25 protein-coding genes are annotated in these 25,315 nt (G+C 44.4%); all 25 read right to left on the bottom strand.

Features of this window, described 5'->3' with window-relative positions:
• Positions 1-17 precede the first annotated feature (17 nt).
• Complete coding sequence (fliY, locus tag MKY85_RS11065; protein WP_339241591.1) at positions 18-1,292, bottom strand: flagellar motor switch phosphatase FliY; 1,275 nt, start codon at positions 1,290-1,292, stop codon at positions 18-20.
• Positions 1,282-2,280: a flagellar motor switch protein FliM gene (gene fliM, locus MKY85_RS11060; protein ID WP_253433786.1), complete on the bottom strand. Its 999-nt coding sequence runs from the start codon at positions 2,278-2,280 to the stop codon at positions 1,282-1,284. Before fliM ends, fliY begins: the two co-directional genes overlap by 11 nt.
• A gap of 39 nt (positions 2,281-2,319) precedes the next feature.
• Positions 2,320-2,781, bottom strand: coding sequence for a flagellar basal body-associated FliL family protein (locus tag MKY85_RS11055; RefSeq protein ID WP_342572578.1), 462 nt, complete (start codon positions 2,779-2,781; stop codon positions 2,320-2,322).
• Positions 2,781-3,002, bottom strand: a complete 222-nt coding sequence (locus MKY85_RS11050; protein WP_076208897.1) for a flagellar FlbD family protein — start codon at positions 3,000-3,002, stop codon at positions 2,781-2,783. Before MKY85_RS11050 ends, MKY85_RS11055 begins: the two co-directional genes overlap by 1 nt.
• A gap of 68 nt (positions 3,003-3,070) precedes the next feature.
• Complete coding sequence (gene flgG, locus MKY85_RS11045) at positions 3,071-3,889, bottom strand: flagellar basal body rod protein FlgG (protein ID WP_036609361.1); 819 nt, start codon at positions 3,887-3,889, stop codon at positions 3,071-3,073.
• A gap of 81 nt (positions 3,890-3,970) precedes the next feature.
• Complete coding sequence (locus tag MKY85_RS11040; protein ID WP_339260441.1) at positions 3,971-4,354, bottom strand: TIGR02530 family flagellar biosynthesis protein; 384 nt, start codon at positions 4,352-4,354, stop codon at positions 3,971-3,973.
• The gene (locus MKY85_RS11035; RefSeq protein ID WP_342572577.1) at positions 4,351-4,908 is read right to left on the bottom strand and encodes a flagellar hook capping FlgD N-terminal domain-containing protein; all 558 of its coding nucleotides are present in this window, start codon (positions 4,906-4,908) and stop codon (positions 4,351-4,353) included. The genes MKY85_RS11040 and MKY85_RS11035 overlap by 4 nt, the downstream gene beginning before the upstream one ends.
• A 19-nt stretch (positions 4,909-4,927) precedes the next feature.
• The gene (locus MKY85_RS11030) at positions 4,928-6,316 is read right to left on the bottom strand and encodes a flagellar hook-length control protein FliK (protein WP_342572576.1); all 1,389 of its coding nucleotides are present in this window, start codon (positions 6,314-6,316) and stop codon (positions 4,928-4,930) included.
• A gap of 40 nt (positions 6,317-6,356) precedes the next feature.
• The gene (locus tag MKY85_RS11025; protein WP_339260436.1) at positions 6,357-7,298 is read right to left on the bottom strand and encodes a kinesin; all 942 of its coding nucleotides are present in this window, start codon (positions 7,296-7,298) and stop codon (positions 6,357-6,359) included.
• A 43-nt stretch (positions 7,299-7,341) separates the two neighbouring features.
• The gene (fliJ, locus tag MKY85_RS11020; RefSeq protein ID WP_339241582.1) at positions 7,342-7,794 is read right to left on the bottom strand and encodes a flagellar export protein FliJ; all 453 of its coding nucleotides are present in this window, start codon (positions 7,792-7,794) and stop codon (positions 7,342-7,344) included.
• An 11-nt stretch (positions 7,795-7,805) separates the two neighbouring features.
• Entirely contained in the window at positions 7,806-9,125 is a 1,320-nt protein-coding gene (fliI, locus tag MKY85_RS11015; protein WP_342572575.1) for a flagellar protein export ATPase FliI, read from the bottom strand.
• The gene (locus MKY85_RS11010) at positions 9,112-9,975 is read right to left on the bottom strand and encodes a FliH/SctL family protein (protein WP_253433768.1); all 864 of its coding nucleotides are present in this window, start codon (positions 9,973-9,975) and stop codon (positions 9,112-9,114) included. Before MKY85_RS11010 ends, fliI begins: the two co-directional genes overlap by 14 nt.
• On the bottom strand, positions 9,968-10,984 hold the full coding sequence (gene fliG / locus MKY85_RS11005) for a flagellar motor switch protein FliG (protein WP_047842476.1): 1,017 nt from the start codon (positions 10,982-10,984) through the stop codon (positions 9,968-9,970). The genes MKY85_RS11010 and fliG overlap by 8 nt, the downstream gene beginning before the upstream one ends.
• A gap of 11 nt (positions 10,985-10,995) precedes the next feature.
• A complete protein-coding gene (fliF, locus tag MKY85_RS11000; RefSeq protein WP_339241576.1) occupies positions 10,996-12,579 on the bottom strand; it encodes a flagellar basal-body MS-ring/collar protein FliF in 1,584 nt (527 codons plus the stop codon).
• 137 nt (positions 12,580-12,716) lie between these two features.
• Positions 12,717-13,028, bottom strand: a complete 312-nt coding sequence (fliE, locus tag MKY85_RS10995) for a flagellar hook-basal body complex protein FliE (RefSeq protein WP_253433762.1) — start codon at positions 13,026-13,028, stop codon at positions 12,717-12,719.
• 58 nt (positions 13,029-13,086) lie between these two features.
• On the bottom strand, positions 13,087-13,536 hold the full coding sequence (gene flgC, locus MKY85_RS10990) for a flagellar basal body rod protein FlgC (RefSeq protein ID WP_339302987.1): 450 nt from the start codon (positions 13,534-13,536) through the stop codon (positions 13,087-13,089).
• Between the two features lie 6 nt (positions 13,537-13,542).
• On the bottom strand, positions 13,543-13,950 hold the full coding sequence (flgB, locus tag MKY85_RS10985) for a flagellar basal body rod protein FlgB (protein ID WP_339302988.1): 408 nt from the start codon (positions 13,948-13,950) through the stop codon (positions 13,543-13,545).
• A gap of 977 nt (positions 13,951-14,927) precedes the next feature.
• Positions 14,928-16,328 (bottom strand): ATP-dependent protease ATPase subunit HslU, encoded by a 1,401-nt coding sequence (gene hslU / locus MKY85_RS10980; RefSeq protein ID WP_339260435.1) that lies wholly within the window; start codon positions 16,326-16,328, stop codon positions 14,928-14,930.
• Positions 16,329-16,444: 116 nt separating this feature from the next.
• Positions 16,445-16,987: an ATP-dependent protease subunit HslV gene (hslV, locus tag MKY85_RS10975; RefSeq protein ID WP_076208907.1), complete on the bottom strand. Its 543-nt coding sequence runs from the start codon at positions 16,985-16,987 to the stop codon at positions 16,445-16,447.
• A gap of 26 nt (positions 16,988-17,013) precedes the next feature.
• Positions 17,014-18,351: an FADH(2)-oxidizing methylenetetrahydrofolate--tRNA-(uracil(54)-C(5))-methyltransferase TrmFO gene (gene trmFO, locus MKY85_RS10970; protein ID WP_339260433.1), complete on the bottom strand. Its 1,338-nt coding sequence runs from the start codon at positions 18,349-18,351 to the stop codon at positions 17,014-17,016.
• 62 nt (positions 18,352-18,413) lie between these two features.
• Positions 18,414-20,513 carry a type I DNA topoisomerase gene (gene topA, locus MKY85_RS10965; RefSeq protein WP_339241569.1) on the bottom strand — a complete coding sequence of 700 codons (2,100 nt, stop codon included), beginning with the start codon at positions 20,511-20,513 and terminating at the stop codon, positions 18,414-18,416.
• A gap of 116 nt (positions 20,514-20,629) precedes the next feature.
• The gene (gene dprA, locus MKY85_RS10960; RefSeq protein ID WP_342572574.1) at positions 20,630-21,760 is read right to left on the bottom strand and encodes a DNA-processing protein DprA; all 1,131 of its coding nucleotides are present in this window, start codon (positions 21,758-21,760) and stop codon (positions 20,630-20,632) included.
• Between the two features lie 245 nt (positions 21,761-22,005).
• A complete protein-coding gene (gene sucD / locus MKY85_RS10955) occupies positions 22,006-22,935 on the bottom strand; it encodes a succinate--CoA ligase subunit alpha (RefSeq protein ID WP_036609382.1) in 930 nt (309 codons plus the stop codon).
• A 63-nt stretch (positions 22,936-22,998) separates the two neighbouring features.
• Complete coding sequence (gene sucC, locus MKY85_RS10950; protein ID WP_339241565.1) at positions 22,999-24,159, bottom strand: ADP-forming succinate--CoA ligase subunit beta; 1,161 nt, start codon at positions 24,157-24,159, stop codon at positions 22,999-23,001.
• A gap of 243 nt (positions 24,160-24,402) precedes the next feature.
• Positions 24,403-24,858 (bottom strand): MarR family transcriptional regulator, encoded by a 456-nt coding sequence (locus tag MKY85_RS10945; protein ID WP_339260428.1) that lies wholly within the window; start codon positions 24,856-24,858, stop codon positions 24,403-24,405.
• Positions 24,859-25,315: the final 457 nt, after the last annotated feature.

Genomic DNA, 25,315 nt, shown 5'->3' with positions numbered 1-25,315 from the left:
TCCTCCCTAAATTGTGCTTATTGTAATTTCTGAATTCGGTCCCATTGGCTAACGATATCTATAACACGAACACCAAAGTTTTCGTCTATAACGACAACTTCTCCCTTGGCGATCAGTTTGTTATTCACCAAAATATCGACAGGTTCCCCGGCTAACTTATCCAGTTCGACAATCGAACCCTGTGACAGTTCCAAAATATCTTTAATTTGCTTCTGGGTCCTTCCTAATTCTACGGTGACTTTAAGGGGAATGTCCATCAATAAATTCAAATTGTTTTCGTCTACCTGACCGTACGCCCCATTTTGTAAATTGGCGAATTGAACTGGCTGTACGTTAACATTCCTATTTGGCATTCCACCATAATGTTGAGGTGCACCATAAGGTTGCTGCGGTGGCATGCCATACGGCTGCTGTGGCGGCATTCCTTGCGGCATCCCCATCGGAGTCTGTCCATATCCGTTATAGTCCTGAACAGGCTGCTGAGGAGCCTGTGGGGGCTGCTGGTGTTGAACGGGCGGCTGCTCAGCCACTGGTGGTGGCGTTGCGGGTACGGGTGCTGGTGCAGGTTCAGGGGTTGATGCCACTGGTGCGCTGGCAGTTGACTCCTGAGCACCTCCAATCAACATATCTACCATGTTTTTGGCAAAATGCACTGGAAGCAACTGCATCAGATTGGAATCAATCAGATCCCCGATTAACAAACGAAATGAAACTTGGATAAGAGTCTCATCTGCCGGGAGATTACTTACACCTTCTCCACTCTCCAGATTGAGAATATCGATTCCCGGAGGAGAAATATTCACAAAACGATTAAAAATCGTGGACATTGAAGTTGCAGATGAACCCATCATCTGGTTCATTGCTTCCTGTACTGCACTAATATGGATTTCGTTCAGTTCTTCATCGACCGGATTTCCTTCGCCACCCAGCATCAAATCAGCGATGACTTGAGCATCTCTCTTCTTGATAACAAGCGAGTTAATGCCTTCAAATCCATCCACGTAATTCACATGAACGGCAACATGCGGCTTGGGAAAGGCTTCTTCAAACTGCGTTCGACTAATAATAGAAACTTTAGGTGTTGTAATATCTACTTTGAGGCCCAATAGCGTGGATAAGGCTGTTGCCGCGCTACCAAATGTAATGTTACCAATCTCCCCCAAGGCATCCTGCTCCAGCTCGGTCAAAAAATCATCAACTGTCTTTTCAGCGGGCTCCGAGCTGTTTATCGACTCCGATTGCCTGAGCAAAGCATCGATTTCTTCTTGGGATAAATAATCCTTACTCGTCAAATTCTTCAACTCCTTCGGTGACAATCTCGTCTATTTGCACAGCCACACGGTCCTTGATTGTCCCCGGACTGCCCATGTATTTCAGTTTGTCACCCACTTTAATGGAAAGTCCCTCATCCACTGGTTTGTTCAACGTAATGACATCACCAACGGACAGACCCAGAAATTCTGCAATTGAAATTCTGGATTCTCCCAATTCCGCAACGATGGGTAATTTGGCTTTGTTCACACGCTCTCTTAAAGCATCATATTCTTCCGGAGCTCTGGTTTTCTTCTCCGAAACAAACCACTGATGAGTGGACAACCGTGACATAATAGGTTCAAGAACGACATGCGGTATACATAGATTGATCATGCCTGTCGTGTCACCAATTTTCGTGCTGAGCGAGATCAGAGCAATCGTTTCATTGGGAGATACAATCTGCATAAATTGCGGATTCGTCTCGAGCGCTTCCATCCTTGGAGAAATATCCAACACGGTCTTCCATGCTTCCTGCAAACTTTCAAATGCACGGCTGAATATTCGCTCCATGATGGTCGTTTCAATCTCCGTCATCGATGCAATCTTTGTCGGAGCGCTCCCGGTTCCACCAAGCAGGCGATCCAACATCGCATATCCCACGTTCGGATGGACTTCCATCACCATTCGTCCCTGTAGTGGCTCCGCTTCAAAAATGTTCAATATCGTCATCTTAGGAATAGAACGGATAAACTCATCATAAGGCAACTGTTCGACCTGAACGACATTGATTTGAACGAACGTCCGCAGTTGGGCTGAAAAATAAGTGGTGAGAAAGCGTGCAAAGTTTTCATGAATACGAGTCAAGCTTCTGATATGGTCTTTGGAAAAACGCACTGCCCGCTTAAAATCGTACGATCTGATTTTCTTCTGAGTTTCTTCCTTCTTCAATTCTTCCGCATCCATCTCACCAGAAGAAAGGGCTGCTAATAGGGCGTCAATCTCATTTTGTGATAATACATCCACCATGTTCTCACCCCCTTACAGGTCTACAGCGTGTTCTGTTCATTACATTGGTGCTATAACAATGTCTGAAAAACTAGTGCTTTTCAATTTTGGCTCAGGTAATGCCTCATTAATTAGACCTGTCAGTTTCTCATTGAATTGTTTCATACCCTTGGCCGAACTCAGTTCCTCAGCCTTGGTGTCTGCAAGTGCCTGAATAATAATGGGCTTCACCGTAATGCTTTTAATTTTTTCAAAATCTTCTTTGGCTGTTTTGTCAGATAATCTGAAAGAGAAACTAACCATAATAATACGATCTGGATCGGCCAGATTCGTTTTTATCTGTGCAAGCTCTGACGATACCTCTACAATTTCATCCGCAGTCATTTTTTTTTCTTCAGCAGCTGCCGCCGTATGTGTGTCGTCCTTAGTCCCGTTCTGTCCTTGCATAAATACAAACACAACCACCACAATGAGTGTTATTGCAAGCAACATGGTTGCAAGCCAGGGCATCATTTTTTTCATCAGGATTCCTCCGTTTGCTGCACTTTAATAGTGGCTGCCTGAACCCCGATTTCACGGTTGTAATCTTTAATCTTGGAAATAACGTCATCGGCTTTTTCAAGCACAATCAGTCTCTTTCCAGTTACCAGAGTAATATACGTATCCGGCGTCTCTTCCACAATTTCAACCATCAGCGCATTTAACCACATGGGAGAACCATTTAACCGCGTAACCGAAATCATGCTAAGCCCCCTTGATCAGAGTGGGAGGAGCAAGCTCCCCCACATTTTAAAAATTCATTAATCAGCTATTAACGTTTCAGGTTAACAACTTCCTGAAGTATTTCATCCGACGTTGTAATGATCCGGGAGTTGGCCTGGAATCCACGCTGAGCTACGATCATCTCAGTAAATTCACCAGTCAGGTCCACGTTTGACATTTCGAGCTGTCCAGCAATGATCGCTCCTGTTCCGTCCTCAGCACTGTTTGCTGTCAAAGGATCAAGAGTACCGTCAGGATTAGCGTTAGCTGTCATACGATATAGGTTTCCGCCTATTTTTTCCAATCCTTCTGGGTTAACTACCTTCCCTATTCCAATCTGAGTATCACCTTCAATTGTTCCATCAGCCATAGTCTGGTTAATCATACCGTTCTGACCGATGGTGAATGAAACAACATCATCCCCAATTGTAATAGGCTCTCCCTCACTACTTAAGACGAACAAACCATCTGAAGTTACAAGATTTCGAGCAGCATCAACATGGAAATCCCCTGCACGTGTCAAGTAAGGAATTTCCTGATCTCCACCCAAGGAGACAAGGAAAAAGCCATCTCCGTTAATACGCAAGTCTGTCGGATTGTTTGTAGTCATTGGGCTTCCTGCGAGATGCAGTGTATCTATAGATCCTACGGATACACCTAAACCGATTTGTTTTGCATTGACACCACCAGAGGGAGCATCAGTCGGGGCAGTTACCCCTGCGGTCGTTTGGCTCATAATATCTTTGAACATAACCCGACTGCCTTTGAAGCCAACCGTGTTTACGTTCGCAATATTGTTACCAATTACGTCGAGTTTTGTTTGAAAACCCCGCATCCCGGAAACGCCTGAGTACATTGATTTCAACATTTTTAAAAATCCTCCCAGTCTTCATTTGGTTACCGCATCAGTCGGTCAGCGGCATTCCGGCTCCCGAGAAGGGCCAGCCGGTCAAGAAATGATTACAGCACTATCAATCTGAGTGAACACATTATCCTTCATGCTTTCACTATCCATAGCTGTAACCACAGTACGATTTTTGACATTTACGATAAAAGCCATATCCTGCATTAAAATCAATGACTCTTTGGCTCCTTTGGCAGCAGCTTTGTCCAAAGCAGAACCAATCTGTTCCATTTGCTCGGTCTTGAGCTCAATACCTCGCTGTTCCAATCGTTTGGCAGCATGATTGCTCAATTTCAGAAGATTGTCTTCCAGCACCTTGGCAAAGGGTTTTTCCGGGACAGCCGAAGATTCTCCCGTTTTGGGTCTTTGAAGCATATTCGGTGTAATCGGGCCTGCATATAATTGTCCAACCGTTATGCGATCACTCATATCGTTTTCCCGCTATCTTCCGTATCACCCGGTTCAGCGGATGATTCAACTTCCTGGCTCTCAATCGTTTCAGGGGCTACGCCTTGAACGTTCTGTACCGGAGTTTGACTCTCTTCTGCCTGTTTTGGATAATTCACCTGAATGATCTCATCCAGCTTAATCTCGTCGTTGCCCACTTTTGCGTATTGAACACCATCTCTTACAATGATGGAATCCACAATACCCTGACGAAGAGTTCCGTTGTCATCTTTATTAGAAGAAAGCCAACTTACCTCCATGCCAATCATGCCAGATACAGCACCAAGTGACTGGTTCAATGTTTTAAGCTGTGTAGAAATATTGACCAGTTGCTCCACGGAGCTGAACTGTGCCATTTGAGCGATAAATTCCTTATCCTCCATCGGCTGCATAGGATCTTGATTTTGCAGCTGGGTAATCAGGATTTTTAGAAACTGATCTTTACCCAATTCTTTTGTTGCAGCACTTGTGGTTGCTTTATTGGCTGCCGAATAATTCGGCCAGGTATTATTCATTGAAACAATTTCGTTAGCCATTTGCTCACCTCATTTCTGTTTAAGCCTCTGCACTAAACGTATCTCTCTGTAATTCATTTCCATCGACTTGTTCGCTACGCCAGTTACGCAATTCTTCCTGAATTCCTGCTGTAGCTATAGCATCATCCGATTGTTCTTCACGCTCACGCGAACGGCGTTGTTGCTGAGAATTACTTCCCGGCTGACGGCCTCCGTCCTGATACATCTGTGATCCGATTGAACTGTTCTGGGTAACCTCAAGTCGTTCCACTTGAATTCCCTGGGCTTGAAGTGAAGAACGCAGCTGTGTCATTTGCTGTTCAAGCATGTCTTTGGCCATCGTATGTTCAGTCATAAACCGTGCAACCAACTGCCCATTCTGCAAGGTGATTTGAACATCCAACTTCCCTAGGTGCTCAGGCCGCAGTGAGATGGTCGCCTCAGAAAATCCTTTTTGCTGCACAATATCCAGCTTGTTGACTACAAATTGTGTCATTTCTTTGGCAAACTGTGATGTTTGCATTACAGGTTCAGCCGGTTTCCCTGCTGTTGTACCTGATGAACGCAAGGACAGTTCTCCCGCAGTAATGATCGTTGAGTGTTCGACTTCTCCACCTGCATTCGAAGCAGATGTCGTCTCCGTCTCATCTTTCACCTGGCTTCCAGTGTTTGCCACTGCCGCAACAAGAACCTGAGGTACGACCGAATCCTGTTTGGGTGCTTGAAGTGAAGTATTTGGAGCGACTTGTGCAGTCTGATCCTTAACTGCAGTCAATGTTTCCAGTATGGATTTCAGTTGAGTCCATCCTTTGTTATGGCTAGTATCCACTCCAGCCTCTTGAAGCTGACCCTGCAGAGATTGTAGTAGTTGCTTGAATTCCGGAGCGTTCTTCGCAACGTTACTCTCAGGATCATTCATTCCGGCTACTAATTGTGTAAGCATATCCTGCAGAACAAAACGTACTGCTGCCGGATGTTGGGACAGTTCAATTGCAGGTACTGTATTTATGCTTTCCGCTCCGTTCGAAGACTCGTCGGAGCCTTCCGCATTAGAACCTGAAGGACTACTTAATTGTGTATACATCTGTTGAATCAGAGTTTGTAAACCTGCAAGTAGAGCTGGATCATTTTCCAAAGCTTCGTCAAGGGAATCCAAGTCCGTGAACAACGAATTCAGTATATCCGTGATTGATGTCGCTTCCCCTTCTTCACTCGCAGCAAAGGAAAACATCAGCGGATTAGCAGTTAAACTTCCAGCAGCGCTTGAACTATCACCTCCTGTGTTTCCTCCAGATAACGATTGTGCAAGAGTTTGGAGAAATTCACCGCTAGTCCCTGCAGCTGAACCTTTCGATTGTGCTCCAGTCGCCTGACCTGTTCCCGTTGTTTTTGCAGATGCTGTGGATGCCATTTGATATACAATCGACATTTATTTTCACCTCCTCTCGGTTAGTTCAATGTAATGAGATCTATTTGTTGCCCATTAATCTGTTCAAAATTTTTGCAGTTTCAACCGAGTCCTCCGAAGACATGTTCTCAAGCAATTGAGAGCGTGTTGCATCATCTACCGAATTCAGGATGGTCAATGTTTTATCAGGACTTAACTTGTATGTTTCCAATAATAACTTGGCACCACTTGAAGCAGACATCGAAGCAAATGTTTGACTAAGCTGATTTTTATCCAGGTTTTTGCTTGTCGTTGTGGATGCAGTTGAAGTTGCTGCGGTTTCCTTCTTCAATCGGGATTGCAGTGCATCCAGTGCCAGATCGCCGGACGGTTTGGCATCCTTCATCATCATGGTCACATCGGCTGCTGTTTTCGGATCCATCTTTTCAAGCACCTTGGTCCGAGCAGATGATTGCATGGCATTCAATAACAAAACCATTTCTTCATTCGTCATATTTTGCAGGATCGGTGCAGCTTTGCTCGGGCTCATATCAGCATACATCTTTGCCAAATCTTTGATTTGCTTTTGATAATCGGATTCCGTTTCAGGCGTTGCCGCTGTTGCGGTTTCAGCCGCTTTTTCCGCATCATCCAACTTTTTCTGAAGCTCCGTTGCTTTCTTCGCTTCGGTGGTTGTCGCTGCCTGTGCTGCTTTGAGCTCTGTTTCTTTAGCCGTCACCTGGGACTTCAGCTTTTCGATTGTGGCTTCAGCACTTTCAACCTGCTGCTCACTCTTCTCCAGCTTTTCTTTCTCTGGATCCAGTACAGGATCAGGTACCCATTCCTTGACTACCGGTATTTTGTTGGCGAATTCAAACAAGTTATTACGAATATCTACATTAAATAGGGTAAGTAATACACCTAGCAATACTACGGTGAATACAATCGGGATTGAAATCATGAGAAACTTTTCCCAACCGCCTCCCGACTCTTTTTCCATGTCGCTATCATCTTTAACAGCCATCGTTCATTCCTCCTTCACGAGACAACTTCGCGTCCGGCTCACATCAATTCGCGCGTCCGGCTTTGGCAGCGAAGCGTACAGTAGCCATCTCGTCCAGATCGTTCTGTTCCCGGAGGAGCATCTCCTGCTGAAATTTGATTTTGGCCTTGTCTCTCGCTCCAAGCCATACTTTTTCGTCAATCATCTTACCGTTGAGAAATGTCTGATTCCGCTGCACGTTGACCTGAGCATGTTTAACATCACTGTTTTTGCGTGAAATGCACTCGTCAAGGTGATGAACATAACGCTGCATCTCCTGCAGACTGTTTACAGACGCTTTATTTTCCGTAGCAGATTGGATAATAGCGACCAGATTACTTCTGTCATTAAGAAGTTGTATCAGATGTTCTTCCTCCGTCTGAAGTTTACCGATCGCTGTGGACAACATCCATTCTGCCTGTGTTTTTTCATTACTCTTCAGGTCAACAACTTTCTGGAAATGATATCGAAATTTCATCGTTTACCCATTCATCTCCTTGCAAATTCAAGAATCAAACGTTCCTGCACTTCACTTAAGGTGACTTTCTCGTCGACTTTCTGCTTGGTAAAGTTCCATATACTATCAATCTGGTCTATCGATTCATCTATGGCTGCATTTGATCCCCGCTGGTAAGCCCCAATATTGATCAAATCTTCCGATTCTTTGTACACAGCCATCAAACGTTTCATATTATTAACAGCTTCCAACTGCTCTTCCGGAGCAATATCCTTCATAACACGACTTATGCTGGCTAGCACATCAATCGCTGGAAAATGTCCTTTGTTCGCAATGGATCGATTTAACACAATGTGGCCATCCAGAATACCCCTTACCGCATCCGCGATCGGTTCATTCATGTCATCACCATCAACCAGCACCGTATAAAAGGCTGTAATCGAGCCTGAAGGTCCTGTACCTGCTCGTTCAAGCAGTTTGGGCAAACTAGCAAAAACCGATGGCGTATATCCTCTCATTGCCGGAGGTTCACCTACGGCCAGACCAACTTCCCTCTGTGCCATCGCATATCGAGTGACCGAATCCATCATGAGCATCACGTTCATTCCACGATCTCGGAAATACTCTGCAATCGTGGTCGCAATCACTGCTCCCTTGATCCGAATCAGAGCAGGCTGATCTGAAGTTGCAACAATGACTACGGAGCGTTCCAGTCCTTCCGGACCCAGATCCCGTTCAATAAAGTCGCGCACCTCACGTCCACGCTCACCCACAAGCGCGATGACGTTAACATCCGCTGCTGTATTACGAGCAATCATGCCCATCAATGTACTCTTACCAACACCGGAACCAGCAAAAATGCCCACACGCTGTCCCTTACCTACAGTCAGCAATCCATCGATAGCTCTTACACCAACACCCATCGTTTCAAGTACACGTGGACGATCCATTGGATTTACCGGAGTATTGGAGGTGGAGTACATTGGCATTCTTGATGGAAGGAGTGAGCCGTCCAGCGGTTGTCCAAGTCCGTCCAATACTTTACCGAGCAATTCGGAGCCCACCTGAACACCCAGTGGCTTGCCCGTACCTACTACATCGCAACCAGGACCAATGGATTGAAGTTCACCCAGCGGCATAAGCAACACTTTGTTATCCCGAAACCCAACGACTTCGGCTTGAAGAGGCTTGGCCGATTTACCTGGATAGATATAACATACGTCACCGATACTTGCATCTGGCCCTTCTGACTCCACCATAAGACCAATAACCTGAGTAACTTTACCGTTAATACGAACAGGATCGAATTGCTTCAAATGTTCCATATATCGCTGTGAACTAAGAACCTTCATGTTGATTTCTTCGCTCCTCATCCTCAAGTGCTATGCGGACCAGTTCTTTTTTAATCTCAGCAAGCTGTGTATCAATTCTCGCATCTACACTTCCGAACGAAGAACGAATGACACATCCCTTATCTTTGACGGTTGAATCAGGCAAAATCTGCAGTTCTGCCTGAGAGTCAATAGACAGAGACAATTCTTCACGAGCTGCCTGTACAAATGTAAACTGATCGGGTGCCACACAAAGTGTGATTAACCCCTGCTCCCGTTTACGTGACAAACTCTGACGAATCAATTCCAGTGTATGATCAGGTTCAATGGTAAGTTGCTTATCAATGACTTTCTCAGCAATCCCGCAAGCGAGATCCACAAGGAACGGTTCGGCTTCCTGAATGATCTGATCTTTAGCTACATAAGCTTCCTTGAGTACTTCCTGAGCTTCAATCATCATCTTATCGATCTGCACCTGGAGATCTACTTCAGCTTGTACTTTTCCTTCTTCAAAACCCTGTTGGAAACCTTGTGAACGAAGCGCTTCGGTCAGATGTTCATCCTGTTGTCGTTGTTCCTGCCACCAGCTGTCGATCTGTTCACGGGCTTCTTGAAGCATGCGCTCTGCCTCTTCTGAAGCTTCACGTACTTGCTTTTCTGCAAACTCCTTGGCATCTTCCAGCATTTCTGCGGTAAGACGTTGTGTTTCTTCGTCCACGCGTGCTTGAAGCGTCTCTGCTTCAGAACCTTCAGCACGATCACCGGATAATTCCGTCTCAGACTCTTCGTCACCACCATAATGATGATGATTTTCTAGTTTTTTGTGGTCATCAACGGGTACATACTGGAAAGATTTAATCAAATTAGACAATGATATCATCTCCTCCACCGCGTGCGATAATGATCTCACCGGCTTCTTCCAATCTGCGTATCGTGCCTACAATGCGTGTCTGAGCTTCCTCAACATCACGCAATCGCACAGGACCCATGAACTCCATCTCTTCTTTGAATGTTTCGGACATCCGCTTCGACATGTTCCGGAACACCGCATCCCGAACTTCTTCGCTTGCCACCTTGAGTGCGAGTTGCAGATCAGCGTTGTCGATATCCCGAATAATACGCTGGATAGAACGATCATCCACATTGACGATATCTTCGAATACAAACATGCGTTTTTTGATTTCCTCAGCAAGCTCCGGATCCTGAATTTCAAGCGAGTCCAAAATGGTACGCTCTGTACCACGATCGACTCCGTTCAGAATCTGTACAATCGATTCAATACCACCCGCATTGGTGTAATCCTGCGTTACGGTAGAAGATAACTTCTGTTCCAGAACTCGCTCCACTTGAGAGATGACTTCTGGCGAAGTACTATCCATAACCGCCACTCTGCGAGCAACATCTGCCTGCTTCTCTTGTGGCAAAGATGATAGAATCGCTGCAGCCTGTTCGAACTGAAGATAAGAGAGAACCAGCGCGATCGTTTGCGGACTTTCATTCTGAATAAAGTTCAAAATTTGATTCGGATCCGCTTTGCGTGCAAAGTCAAACGGTCTGACTTGCAGTGTAGCTGTCAAACGGTTAATGACTTCAAGTGCTTTTGATGAACCCAGAGCTTTCTCCAAGATTTCTCTCGCATAGTTGATACCGCCCTGAGAGATATATTCCTGCGCCAGACAGATCTGGTGAAACTCGGCCATAATCATGTCCTTTTCGGAAGAATCAACCTTGCGAACGTTGGCAATCTCCAACGTTAATTGCTCAATCTCCTCGTCACGCAGATGTTTGAAGATCTGAGCCGACACTTCCGGACCTAATGTAATCAACAAAATTGCTGCTTTTTGTCTTCCAGTCAAACCTTGACTGCTTGCCTTCGCCAATGCGTTCACCTCTATTCGTCAGCCAGCCATGTACGCAGCAGATTGACGAATTCGTCTGGCTTTTTCTTGGCCAAACTCTCCAATTGTTTGCGCACCTGACTTTCGTTCGTTACACTGTCCAGCGTAATGGACGGGAACTCTGTTGCTATTGGAAGAGGAATCTCTTCTTCTTCGACTTCGTTTTGTTTGCGGCGACGGCGTACTAACAAAATAACAACCGCTGCGATCAATGCCGCTATGAGTGCGCCTCCGCCCCACATCATGGCTGGGGACAACTGGAAGCCTGTATTTGCTGTTGATGCAGCCTGGAACCCTTGTGACATGACTGAAACTTTCTTTGTCAGATCAGCGTCACTTATTACAGTGCCTGAGTCTGCCAATGAAGCGCGCACAATGTTAACCAGAATGTTCTCAATCGCGTCTTGAACAGGTCCCTGTAATTCTGTTTCTCCATCCGGTGGTTCAACTGCAACGTTAATGGTTAAATCTTTTACAGTATATGGACTGGAAATAATATCCTTGGCGATTCGATTAACATCGTAGTTAATAGTACTTGATGATTCTTCTGAGGTGGAGTTACCTGTTGCATCAGATGATGGATAACCAGGAACTTCCTCTTGTCCTGTGCCAGCAACACCACCTGTTGGGTTGCTTGCCCCGGTATAGCTCTTTTGAATCTCCTGCACACTGATCTCGATGCCTTTCATATTCTCTACATCAACAGGTGTGACCAGATTTTCTTTGCGTGTTTCTTTATCAAAATTAAGCTTGGAGGCTACCAAAACATTAACTTTATCTTCGCCTACAATCTGGGAAAGAAATTGCTTTACGTTATTGCGGACATCGTTTTCAAACTTTTTCTGTAAAGCCATGTTCTCTTGAACTTCGGAAGACAACCCGCCACTGCCACCACGGGCAGTTGGAATCAATTCCGCTTCATCTGTGTTTGTAATGGTGATGTTCTCAATAGGCAGATTAGGAATTGCAGTCTTAACCAAGTTAAAGTAGCCATCTACTGCTGCCTGATTTGGGTGATACCCCGGTTTAAATTGGAGAGCTACCGATGCTGATGCTTTGTCCTGTTCTTCTAAACCGGCAAAAATGTTATCTTTCGGCATATTCACCAGTACTTTAGCATCCTGTATGCCTTGCATCCGCTGAAGTAACTGTTCAACTTCTCCGTTTATAGCGTTGTTGTATTTTACATCAAACTCTTTATCCGTCATCCCAATGGGGGATGATGACTCCTCGAATGACTTATACCCCAATGAACCATTCTGAATAATCCCTTGAGATCCGACATTCACCTTTGCAATTGCAACACTTGTACTGGGTACGGATATGGTCTTGCCATCTGAACTTAATTTGTATGGAATGCTGGATGAATCGAGATAACTGATAACGCCCGCTGAATCACTTGCATTCAAGTCTGTAAAAGCAACTTCATATTCGGTCTTGGACAATTGCATCGTGAGTACAACTGCAGCCAAAATCAGAAACAGGAAGGTGGATATAAATAATACTTTTTGCTTTTTGCTAAAACTATTCCAATACTGGGATGCCTTATCCCTGTACTGGGCAATTCTCTCATTCACTCTGTCACCCCATCCGAAACTTTGCTTAGTCTGTCCTTACTCAACCTTAGCCGTTCCACAGGTTGAGGATCAGGAGCAGCATCGCAGCTGCTTTGTTGTAATGATCAGCGCTATTATCGAAGCGCAAGTAGGTTATCTTATAATTGCGTTCGCATAACTTCCTGGTATGCTTCGACCACTTTGTTTCGGACTTGAGTTGTGAGTTGTAGACTTAACAAGGCCTGCTCTGAAGCAATCATCACCTGATCCACATTCGCTTTGCCGACCAAAAATTGATTCGACATTTCATGCGATTGAGTCTCTTGTGCGGCGACGGACCCTAATGCATTCTGTAAGTATGTACCGAAGCTCTGAATGGTTTCGGCTGGTGTAGAAGGCTTACTTTCGGTTGCATTCTTCATCTGTAGCGGTTGTATACCTTGTGTGCTAAACATGTTGTTCTGAATCATTAATGTCCCTCCCCTTCATCCCTGGTTTGTATCTTTCTTATTTTTATTTCGAAGTAAATTATCTTCCAATCTCCAAAGCTTTGGAGATCATCGCTTTGGTTGAGTTCAGTGCTGTCACGTTTGCTTCATAGGAACGCGAAGCAGAGATCATGTCGACCATTTCTTTTGCAATATCCACATTAGGCATAAATACATATCCTTCAGCGTTGGCATCTGGATGAGTAGGGTCATACACAGGCTTCAATGGTGACTGATCCTCACGAATCTCGGTTACTCTAACACCATCTCCTGAGCCGCTACCTCTCATCTGATTTTGCAGCATCGCACCGAATGACGTTTTATTCGGCTCAAGTACGACCATTTTGCGTTTGTAAGGAACCGCTTCACCATTGGATACGCTCGCGCGCGTCGTCTCTGCGTTGGCAATGTTAGAAGATATAACGTCCATTCGCAACCGTTGGGCCGTCAATGCTGAGCTGCTAATACTAAAGCTGTTACTAATGTTCAATTTAGGTTATCTCCCTTCCACGCCAACACGCATGATTTTGATTTGTTCACTCACTTGCTGAATATAAGCGTTATAACGCAACTGATTCTCCGCCAGAAGACTCATTTCTCTGTCGATATCGACATTATTCTGGTTGTTATTCATGGATGTTGACTGGTCCATATTAACTACTGGCGTTGGTACGGAAGAGGAAGGACCTATGACAAAATGCCTTGCATCAGTTACTTTACCTTTAAGAACAGGCATATCTCCATTCATTTGCCCTTGCAACATTTCTTCAAAAGAAACGTCTGAGCGCTTGAAATACGGGGTATCAGCATTCGCGATGTTGTCAGCAATCGTTCGTTGTCTGATATTGGACGCATCGAGTGCACCCTGCAATCTTTTAAAGCTGATATCATTTAAAAGATTCACAATCCCCCTCCTCTCTTTAGAAGTTATGGAAAAACATTGAATATTTCCCCTTGAAAATTCTTATGTTTTTTCGACAAAAACATTCGTCTTTACACGGTTTTCTAGGACTTAAGTAGAATTAACTCTGATGTTGTCGTATAACATAAGTTTCTTCGAGTTTGGGATTTATTACAATAAGAAAAAAGCCCTATCTTTTCTGAAAGACAGGGCTTTTTGTGTATTTTCTGCAAATTATGAATTTTTTCGTAAATGTTCAGTCCCAAAACAAAAGTCTGTTAATACTCTTCCTTATTGTCCTTAAACATTCTTAAAATAAAAAAATACTTTCAAGTCCCTACAAGAGCGTATAGCGCTCGTTATTATGTATATTTCCGAATATTTCATCGTTGTTAATGTTAGAATTTTTTGCCGTTATACTAAGGGTTTACGTGCATTATCATAGGTATGCATATAAAGCTGTATCTTAATCAATTGACAAGTTATGTTTCAACAATTAAGAAAACTCGACTTTCCCACACAACACTTTCTTAACAATTAAGCAGAGTCTATATATTTTAATCTCAAGAAAATAAATTGTAACTTCACAGTTTTCTATAATTCATCATTTTGCGCATTTACGCAACATTTACCAATCTATCGACTAAACCGATAACCAGACTTGGAATAAGTAGAATTCTTTTAATGGTAATCATTGGATACAGATACGACGAATAACGACCACTCCGATAGGTTTTAATTCCGTATACATGCGGCACAAGTCCTAGGTTTTGTCGATCCGTTAACAACCCCACCTCTTTTATCGGTTGTAACACTCAAATCCTTTAGATGGAAATAAAAATAAACGATATGCATACAGTAAGAGACTCTTGTGATTCGTAAAAGGATTGCTACCCTTTGTCGATCTCGCAAATGTACTCTACTCTCGTGCATACCGTTCATATATAGCATCATTTTAACATTTCATTGTTAAACCCTTGTCACAGGATATACTGACTTAAATCACGATCAAGCGCAATATCATTCAATTTCTCCCGGACATACTCTGGAGTGATCACCATACGTTCCAGTGTAAGCTCGGGTGCCTCAAAGGACAGATCCTCCAAAAGCTTTTCAAGAATCGTATGCAATCGACGAGCACCTATATTTTCTGTATTTTGATTCACGGATTCAGCCAATTTGGCAATCTCGCGAATCGCTTCATCCGAGAATTCAATCTCAATATTTTCGGTGCGCAGCAGATCAACATACTGCTTGGTCAGTGCATTTTGAGGCTCAGTCAGAATGGATACAAACTCCTCCAATGTAAGACTGCTCAATTCTACACGAATCGGGAAGCGTCCCTGAAGCTCGGGAATCAGATCAGAGGGTTTGGCCACATGGAATGCGCCAGCTGCCATAAACAGAATATAGTCCGTTTTAACAGGGCCATATTTCGTCATCACTGTAGAACCTTCCACAATAGGCAGAATGTCCCGTTGAACCCCCTCCCGGGATACATCAGGTCCGCTACCGCGTCCTTGACTGGCAACCTTGTCAATTTCATCAATGAATATGATGCCTGTCTGCTCGGCCCGGCGAATGGATTCCTGGGTAACATCGTCCATGTCAATCAATTTTCCTGCTTCTTCCTGAGTCAACACTTTGCGTGCTTCTTTAATAGCGAGTTTACGTTTTTTTGTACGACGAGGTAACAAACTACCAAACATTTCCTGCATGTTCATGCCCATCTGATCATTACCTTGACCAGCAAACATGTCCATCATGTTAGGTGCAGTGTCTTCGACATCAATTTCAATGATGTCATCCTCCAACTTGCCAGATAACAGATCAAACTTGATCTTACGCCGACGCTCCGCAATCCCAGTATCGGGTGCTGGATCATCCTGTTCCTGAGCGTTGTTCCCATTATTACCAAAGATCATCTCAAAAGGATTGCGCTGATTCTTGGACTTGGACTGTGAAGGAGCCAAAATATGTACAATTCGTTCATTTGCAGCTTCTTCAGCTTTGTCCTTCACTTTTTCAGTCCGCTCCAGTTTCACCATGCGCAGGGATGTCTCAATTAGATCACGCACCATGGACTCAACGTCACGACCAACATAACCTACTTCCGTGAACTTGGTAGCTTCCACTTTCACAAATGGTGCACCTACCAGTTTAGCAAGGCGACGGGCGATTTCCGTTTTACCCACACCGGTAGGTCCAATCATCAGGATATTTTTAGGTACAATATCGTCCTGAGTATGCTCAGGCAAAAGGCTCCGCCGATAACGATTACGAAGAGCTACAGCTACCGATTTTTTAGCTTTCTTTTGACCTACAATATACTTGTCAAGCTCTGCAACAATCTGTCTCGGTGTTAGCGCTTGAGTATTCATATTGCTTCCCTCCTACCAGTATGTTGAATTAATTTTACCTAACAAGGACAAAGAATCCCCTAGACGTCCTGGAGCAGATTATGTAATCATGCTCCACTACGGGAGATTTCTTTGGCTTATAACTCTTCTACAATAATATTACTGTTAGTATATACACATAGCTCCGAGGCAATCTGAAGCGATTCACGCGCAATGTCTTTTGCTTCCAGGTTCACAGCGTGACGTTTCAACGCTCGTGCAGCAGATAAAGCAAAATTCCCACCTGATCCGATCGCAATAACGTCATCATCAGGTTCAATAATCTCTCCACCGCCTGAAATGAGCAACATACCTGATTTGTCCATTACAATCAACAATGCCTCAAGCTTACGCAAGATCCGATCCTGACGCCAATCCTTGGCAAGCTCCACAGCAGCACGCTGCAAGTTACCATGATGCTCCTCCAGCTTACCTTCGAATTTCTCAAACAAGGTGATCGCATCCGCCACAGAACCAGCAAAGCCAGCAACAACCTGTCCGCGGTATAAACGTCTTACCTTCTTGGCTGTATTTTTCATCACAACACTTTGGCCCATGGTCACCTGACCATCTCCGGCGATTGCTGCCTTACCATTATGACGAACAGCACAGATCGTTGTAGCATGAAATGACATATCCATGATATCAGCCTCCTCCCACGAATAATTTATACGCGTTCCGGAACAGTTAGACCTTCTGCCGCAGCAAAACTAGTGATACCATCCAGTGCACGCTGTGCAAGAGCTTCATTTTTTTCCTTTTTGTTACGGATTTTCGTTTCAAGCTTCGGCAATAAACCAAAGTTTGCATTCATGGGTTGGAAGTGCTTGAAGTCAGCAGTTGTAATATACTGAGCCATACTGCCAAGTGTTGTTTCTACCGGCAGTACCACCAGTTCCTGCCCAAGCGCTGCTTTGGCTGCGTTCATACCGGCAATAAGCCCTGATGCAGCAGATTCCACATATCCTTCTACACCGGTCATCTGACCTGCAAAGAACAGGTTTGGACGCTCTTTAAACTGGTATGTCGGAAGAAGAAGTTTAGGAGAATTAATAAATGTATTACGGTGCATTACACCATAACGGACAAACTCTGCATTTTCAAGTCCCGGAATAAGCGAGAAGACACGTTTTTGTTCTCCCCATTTCAGATGCGTCTGGAAGCCCACCAGGTTATACAGGGTTCCAGCTGCGTTGTCCTGTCTAAGCTGAACAACCGCATGTGGTAACTCTCCTGTATGCGGGTTAACCAGACCTACCGGTTTCATAGGACCAAACAGAGCCGTCTGTTTTCCGCGTTTCATCATCACTTCGATTGGCATACAGCCTTCAAAGTAGATTTCTTTCTCAAACTCTTTTAATTGAGCGACTTCAGCAGTGATGAGAGCTTCATAGAAGACATCAAACTCTTCTTCTGTCATCGGACAGTTCAGATATGCCGCTTCACCCTTATCATAACGGGAAGCCAGATACACCTTGTTCATATCAATTGAATCTTTTTCGATAATCGGTGCAGCTGCGTCATAGAAGTAGAAATACTCTTCCCCCATTAGTGCCTTAATTTGCTCAGACAATGCAGGTGAAGTCAGCGGCCCTGTTGCAACAACAACGATGCCATCTTCCGGCAGAGATGTTAGTTCCTCATTCACCACTTCGATGAGCGGATGCTGATGCAACTTGGATGTAATCTCGCCTGAAAATCCATCCCGGTCCACAGCAAGTGCTCCACCTGCGGGAACCGCATGTTTGTCTGCTGCTGACAATACAAGAGAATTGAGCATTCTCATTTCTTCTTTTAACACACCCACTGCATTGGTCAATCCATTCGCACGCAGCGAATTGCTGCATACCAGTTCTGCAAATTTATCCGTATGATGAGCTGGCGTTTTCACAACAGGTCTCATCTCGTATAATTTTACGCGTACGCCGCGACTTGCAATCTGCCAGGCCGCTTCTGTTCCTGCCAGCCCGGCACCAATAACGGTTACTTGTTGTTCATTCGTCAAAATCATTTACCCCCATAAAGCAATTTCATATTTCACTATAATTGATTTGATTCACATATATGTTAATCCGCTGATTCGTCATCCGGTTCATCCACCGGCTCCTGATGATCACATGAAGTACACTGCAATCGTGCTCCCTTTTTGTTCCGCTTTTCAATCATTAACGATCCACAACTTGGACATGGTTTGGCTGAAGGTCTGTCCCATGAGACAAAATCACATTCAGGATACTTGTCACATCCGTAGAAAATACGTCCCTTTTTACTACGACGCTCAACAACATGACCTTCCTTACATTTCGGACAAGTTACACCGATGTCCTTAATAATCGGTTTGGTATTCCGACAATCAGGGAACCCAGAGCACGCGAGAAACTTGCCAAATCGTCCAAGCTTGTAAACGAGCGGTTTTCCGCACTTCTCACAGATCTCATCCGATACTTCATCTTCAATCTCGATTTCTTTCATTTCTTCTTCCGCAAACTCAAGCCGTTTCTCAAAAGATTCGTAGAATTCTGCGAGTACTTTAACCCAATCCTCCGAACCTTCTTCCACATGGTCAAGGTCACCTTCCATGTTTGCGGTAAATTCAACATTCAGAATTTCCGGGAAGAACTCTTCCATCTGCTCAATGACCAGTTCACCCAGCTCGGTCGGCATGAATTTCTTTTCCTCTATCGCAACATATCCGCGCTTCTGAATGGTCTCCAGTGTTGGCGCATATGTACTCGGACGCCCTATACCCAATTCCTCAAGCGTTTTAACCAACCTTGCCTCCGTATATCGGGGTGGCGGTTGTGTAAAATGCTGTTTTGGCTCAATTTCCTGCTTCTCCAGCACATCTCCACTTTTCAGCGGTGGCAGCAGACGATCTTCATCAGTTGTACCATCATCGTTTCCTTCAACATATACCTTCATGAAACCCTGGAACCGCACCTTCGAACCTGCTGCACGGAAAATCGTGTCTCCCGCAGCAATATCTACAGAAAGTGTATCCAAAATGGCTGAAGACATCTGGCTCGCCACAAAACGTTCCCAAACTAGTTTATAAAGTCTGAACTGATCGCGACTCATGAATGACTTGATTGAATCGGGATCACGCAAAATTGAAGTTGGACGTATTGCTTCATGCGCATCTTGAGCATTAGTAGCTTTTTTGGAATAATTCCGTGGTGTCTCAGGCGCAAATGACTCCCCGTACTTCCCAACGATATATTCTTTGGCTTCTTCTTGTGCAGATGCCGCAATTCGTGTGGAGTCGGTACGCATATAAGTGATGAGACCTACTGTGCCTTCTTTTCCAAGGTCTACACCTTCATATAGTTGTTGGGCGACCGACATCGTCTTGGAAGCTCTGAAATTCAATTTACGAGCTGCTTCCTGTTGCAAAGAACTCGTCGTAAACGGAGCGGAAGGGTTACGGCTGCGTTCTTTCTCTTTCACTTCCTTGATCGTAAAGTCTGCACCTTCGATCTGTTTCAAGATCGCTTGCACTTCCGCTTCACTACCCAGTTCTGTTTTGGCCCCGTTCAGCTTATGAAACTTAGCTTCAAACGGATTGCCGTCTGCTGTCAGTTTAGCGGTAATGCTCCAGTATTCTTCCGGTTCAAAATCATCAATTTCATTTTCACGATCTAAAATGATTTTGACAGCTACGGACTGAACTCGGCCTGCAGATAAGCCTTTTTTAACTTTTTTCCATAACAATGGACTAATTTTATATCCAACAAGCCGATCCAGAATACGTCTTGCCTGCTGCGCGTTCACCAAATCCATATTGATTTTCCGCGGCGTTTTGAACGCATCCTTGACAGCCTGTTTAGTAATTTCATTAAATACTACACGGCAATCTGCCGTATCGTCCAATTCGAGAGCATGGGCCAAGTGCCATGCAATAGCTTCACCTTCGCGATCCGGGTCAGCTGCGAGATACACTTTTTTCACTTTCTTTCGTGCATCCTTCAGTTCTTTCAAAATTGAACCTTTGCCGCGGATCGTAATATATTTCGGATTAAAATCATTCTCCACCTCAACGCCGATCTGACTCTTTGGCAAATCGCGAACATGTCCCATCGAAGCTTTCACGATGAACTTGCTGCCTAAATATTTGCCTATCGTCTTCGCCTTTGAGGGCGACTCCACGATTACGAGTGCATCCGCCATAGGTTCATCCTCCTCTCAGTCATGAAACTGTCATGTAACTGTTTCTGTATGCTTATGCATAGGTAATAACTTCAGCTAATTATATATTTCCACACGCTGCTTAGGTTGCAGCATCATCATACCCTCGCATATTTAGTGCCTGGTAATTGGCTAATCTGCTTTTTTATGATTAAAGATAACAGAACTGAATGCAAATGTCCAAAATCCCAACCTAGCTGTTCAACCAATTGATCAAGGGATTGCTCCTCCTGTTCCAACAGATAAATCACACGTTGTTCATCGGGAGAGACCTTAACCTCAGTGAATATCCCTTGCCCGGAAGGCTCCGTTGTTTCAGTCGAACGTCCTCTATTGTAAGGAAGTTGATCTGCATTTGGCAAGCCCAAACGATACTCTTCCAATATATCTGCTGCACAAGTAACCAATTTGGCCCCTTGACGGATTAGATTATGAGCTCCTCTACTCTTCGGTGAGGTGATGGGTCCAGGCACTGCAAATACATCCCTTCCTGCTTCAAGCGCAGCATCTGCTGTGATAAGTGAACCACTGCGAATGTCAGCCTCAACAACCAATGTTCCCAAGGTCAGTCCGGCTATGATGCGATTCCGTTCCGGAAATAGTCCCTGACGTGCTCTAGTACCTGGTGGATATTCTGACAAAAGCAGACCCGTCTCCGCAATTCGCTCGGCAAGGCTTGTATTTTCAGGCGGGTATATATTATCAATCCCTGTTCCGAATACTGCAATCGTTTTGCCCTTAGCACGTAATACTGCATCATGACATGCGCTATCAATACCACGGGCAAGTCCGCTTACGATCGTCAGTCCTGCATTGCATAATTGTTCTGCCAGCTTCTCACCAACTTTGCGCCCATACACAGTCGGCATACGAGTTCCCACCATTGCCATCGAAGGGGTATGTAACAAACTAACATCTCCTCGACCATACATTACCCAAGGAGGCTGAACGGTTTCCTTCATTAATATGGGATAATTCTGATCCAGATAAGTAATAACCTCTATTCCCTGATTGTAAACGTGTTCTCTTCTACACTCAATCCAGTTCTGGTTAAATTGACTAGCCAAACGGGCAGCCTGATCTTTACGCAAGCCAGCCGCAGCCCAATCCCCTTCTTTATAATTCAAGAGATCGGACAATTCATGTTGTCCCTGAACTAGTTTCGAGATTGTTTTCTTGCCGATCCCTTCCATCTCATGCAAACCAAACAAGATCCATCGTTCTTCCATACCATAAACCTCCCAGATCGGGAAGAGAATCTTCCCTCATATTGTGTGTGATGTGGTCACGGATTGCAAGCGTTTACGCAGATAAGAAGTAACTTCACTTCCTTTTTCCCGTAAAAAAACGCAAAAAAGCAACCCTTCGCCCTGTTTAAGGACAAAAGGTTGCTTACCTTTTCCGTATCCATAATAGTCGGCTTACCAAAAATACATCATTTTTGAGCCGTTTCTTCTATTATAACGAAAAGGAATTAATGTGTCGTGCACAAATTCAAAATACCGCGCTCTTCAAGTACACTCACCAAAGTCGAGCCCATCTCAGCAGGTGTTGGGGCTACCTTGATACCGCACGATTCCAGCTTGGCAATCTTCTCTTTGGCTGTACCTTTACCGCCAGAGATAATAGCGCCAGCATGGCCCATACGTTTGCCTGGAGGCGCTGTTACGCCACCAATAAAGCCCACAACCGGTTTGGTCATGTTTTCGCGAACCCAATCAGCAGCATCTTCTTCAGCTGTACCACCAATCTCACCAATCATGATGACTGCATGAGTCTGTGGATCTTCATTGAACCGTTTGAGGATATCAATGAACTCGGAGCCTTTTACAGGGTCTCCCCCGATTCCTACAGCAGAAGATTGTCCAATGCCACGCGTCGTCAGTTGATGAACGGCTTCATAGGTAAGTGTTCCACTACGGGAAACAACGCCAACGTGCCCTGCCATATGGATATAACCAGGCATGATACCGATTTTACATTCGCCTGGTGTAATGACACCTGGACAGTTCGGTCCGATCAGGACGGTATTTTTACCTTCCATGAAGCGGTCAACCTTGATCATGTCAAGAACCGGAATACCTTCTGTAATACAGATTACGAGGTCCAGCTCTGCGTCAACAGCTTCCATAATAGAATCTGCTGCAAATGCAGGAGGAACGTAAATGACGCTCGCTGTTGCGCCTGTAGCTTCCTTCGCTTCCTGCACAGTGTTGAACACCGGCAGACTGGCTACTGTACCGTCTTCCAGCGTGATATCAACATTAGTTCCGCCTTTACCCGGTGTAACTCCGCCTACCATCTGGGTTCCGTAGTCCAATGCGCCCTTCGTGTGGAACATTCCCGTTGAACCCGTAATGCCTTGCGTAATGACTTTTGTATTTTTATCGATCAAAATACTCACGTTGCTTCACATCCTTACGGTTATTTTTCAATTCCCGGACAGCTCCGGTACTAAGGAATGAACTTATTTTACGAGGGCAACAATTTTCTGTGCACCATCGGCCATGGAATCAGCAGGAACGATATTCAGGCCAGATTCACCCAAAATACGTTTGCCAAGCTCCACGTTAGTTCCTTCAAGACGAACAACCAGCGGTTTGGTTAGGCCAAGCTGCTTCGCGGCTTCAACAACACCATTGGCGATAACATCACAGCGCATGATACCACCGAAAATGTTAACAAAGATCCCAGCTACTTTGGCATCGGACAAGATGATTTTGAATGCTTCTGTCACCTTCTCCGTTGTAGCACCGCCCCCAACGTCAAGGAAGTTGGCCGGGTCTCCACCGTAGTATTTGATAATGTCCATCGTTGCCATCGCAAGTCCCGCACCATTGACCATACAGCCGATGTTGCCATCAAGTGCTATGTAGCTGAGGTCGTATTTGGAAGCTTCGATTTCTTTTTCATCCTCTTCATCCAGATCACGCAGTTCCATAATGTCTTTGTGACGGAACAAGGCGTTGGAGTCAAAGTTTAATTTCGCATCTAGAGCGATAACGTTTCCATCTCCGGTAACAACGAGAGGATTGATCTCAGCAATAGAGCAATCTTTTTCGACAAATGCAGTGTACAGCGCAAGCATGAACTTAACGGCTTTGTTCACCAATTCATTCGGAATCTTAATGCTGTAAGCCAGTTTACGCGCCTGGAACACTTGCAATCCAATGGCAGGGTCAATAATTTCTTTGAAAATTTTCTCAGGTGTAGCTTCAGCTACTTCTTCAATCTCAGTACCGCCTTCTTCGGAAGCCATCATAACTACACGGCCTGTGGCACGGTCCACAACAACACCCACATAATACTCTTTGCGGATATCGCATCCTTCTTCAATCAGAAGACGTTTCACTTCTTTGCCTTCTGGTCCAGTTTGGTGTGTTACCAATACTTTACCCAGAATTTCGGAAGCATAGGCACGAACTTCATCCGTACTCTTCGCCACTTTTACGCCGCCGGCTTTACCCCGGCCACCTGCGTGAATTTGCGCTTTAACAACAGTCACCGGACTGCCCAGTGCCTCTGCGGCCGCAACCGCTTCATCGACTGTATAAGCAACCTTTCCGTTTGGAACGGTAACTCCATACTGTTTCAGTACTTCTTTTCCTTGATATTCATGGATATTCATTCTCGAATCCTCCTATCAACATGACTGCAACAAGGCGGGTTGGTAGACTAACAAAAGACAAATGTTGACTATTTTCACTTAAACCCAATTCATTGTAACACGTTTTTAAAACGCTTTCCTTAAAAAATTAATGGTTAATAGACAGTATTTTGATATGAGTATGATCCCATATTGTGAATGCTTGGGTATATATGGAAAAAACCTCAGCTATAAGCTAAGGTTTCCTTGATGTAAAACTACATTTTATTTTTTGGCTGCGTTCGTGTTGGTTTCGTGAACTTTTTCCAGCAACCCTTTGAACTGACCCAATAAAGCTTCAAACTCTGTACTGTTCAAACACGCGTCTCCCTGAATGGCTGCAGGTATGGACAATGCCTTGTTCCGCAACTCACGGCCGGAGTCTGTTAGTGTAATCAATACTTTTCGTTCATCCTGAGCCGAGCGTTCGCGATTAATAAGTCCTGCTGACTGCAACCGTTTGAGAAGTGGTGTCAATGTTCCCGAATCGAGATAGAGCGCCTCCCCGATCTCCTTAACCGTACATTCTTCACGTTCCCACAATACCATCAAGACCAGATACTGGGAGTATGTTACGCCAAGTACCTCCAAATAAGGTTGGTACATCTTCGTAATCTCACGTGAACAAGCATATATGGCAAAGCATAATTGGTTATCCAGCTTCAAACTGTCAGTCTGCATATGTCTTTCTCACCTGCCTATTGTGCATTCTATTCCTTATAGAAAGGAACTATAAATCTATCTTATCACAAATTAGAAAAAAAACAGAATAATTGAGCACAAATGATTTTACTATTCAATTTAATTATGTTAAATTAGATTGTGTAAAATATAAATAGAAATAAATATACATCATCATGATTCAATAAAAATAAAAGATAAGTCCATGGAATAAATCCACGCTTTCTCCGGCTCAATTTGATAACCATTAATGACATTTTATACGTAGGCCATTTTCGCCAAAGCTATTGAATGATTTCCTTCCAAAAATAAAATTCAGGGATCAGGAATGATGTTTACAGCTATGATAATGACAGGTTGACTCCATGATTCCTTTTATATAAAATGCTTAATAGAAGCTGAGGAAGCACCTTAATTCGTAGACTGGCCCGTGTTATGCGGAGTCAAGAATCGAGTG

Origin of the sequence: Paenibacillus sp. FSL R5-0749 (genome assembly GCF_038595085.1) — a bacterium.
In the GTDB taxonomy this organism is placed as follows: Bacteria; Bacillota; Bacilli; order Paenibacillales; family Paenibacillaceae; genus Paenibacillus.
The sequence above is the reverse complement of the archived record's forward strand: the minus strand, read 5'-3'. Positions and strand labels throughout refer to the sequence as shown.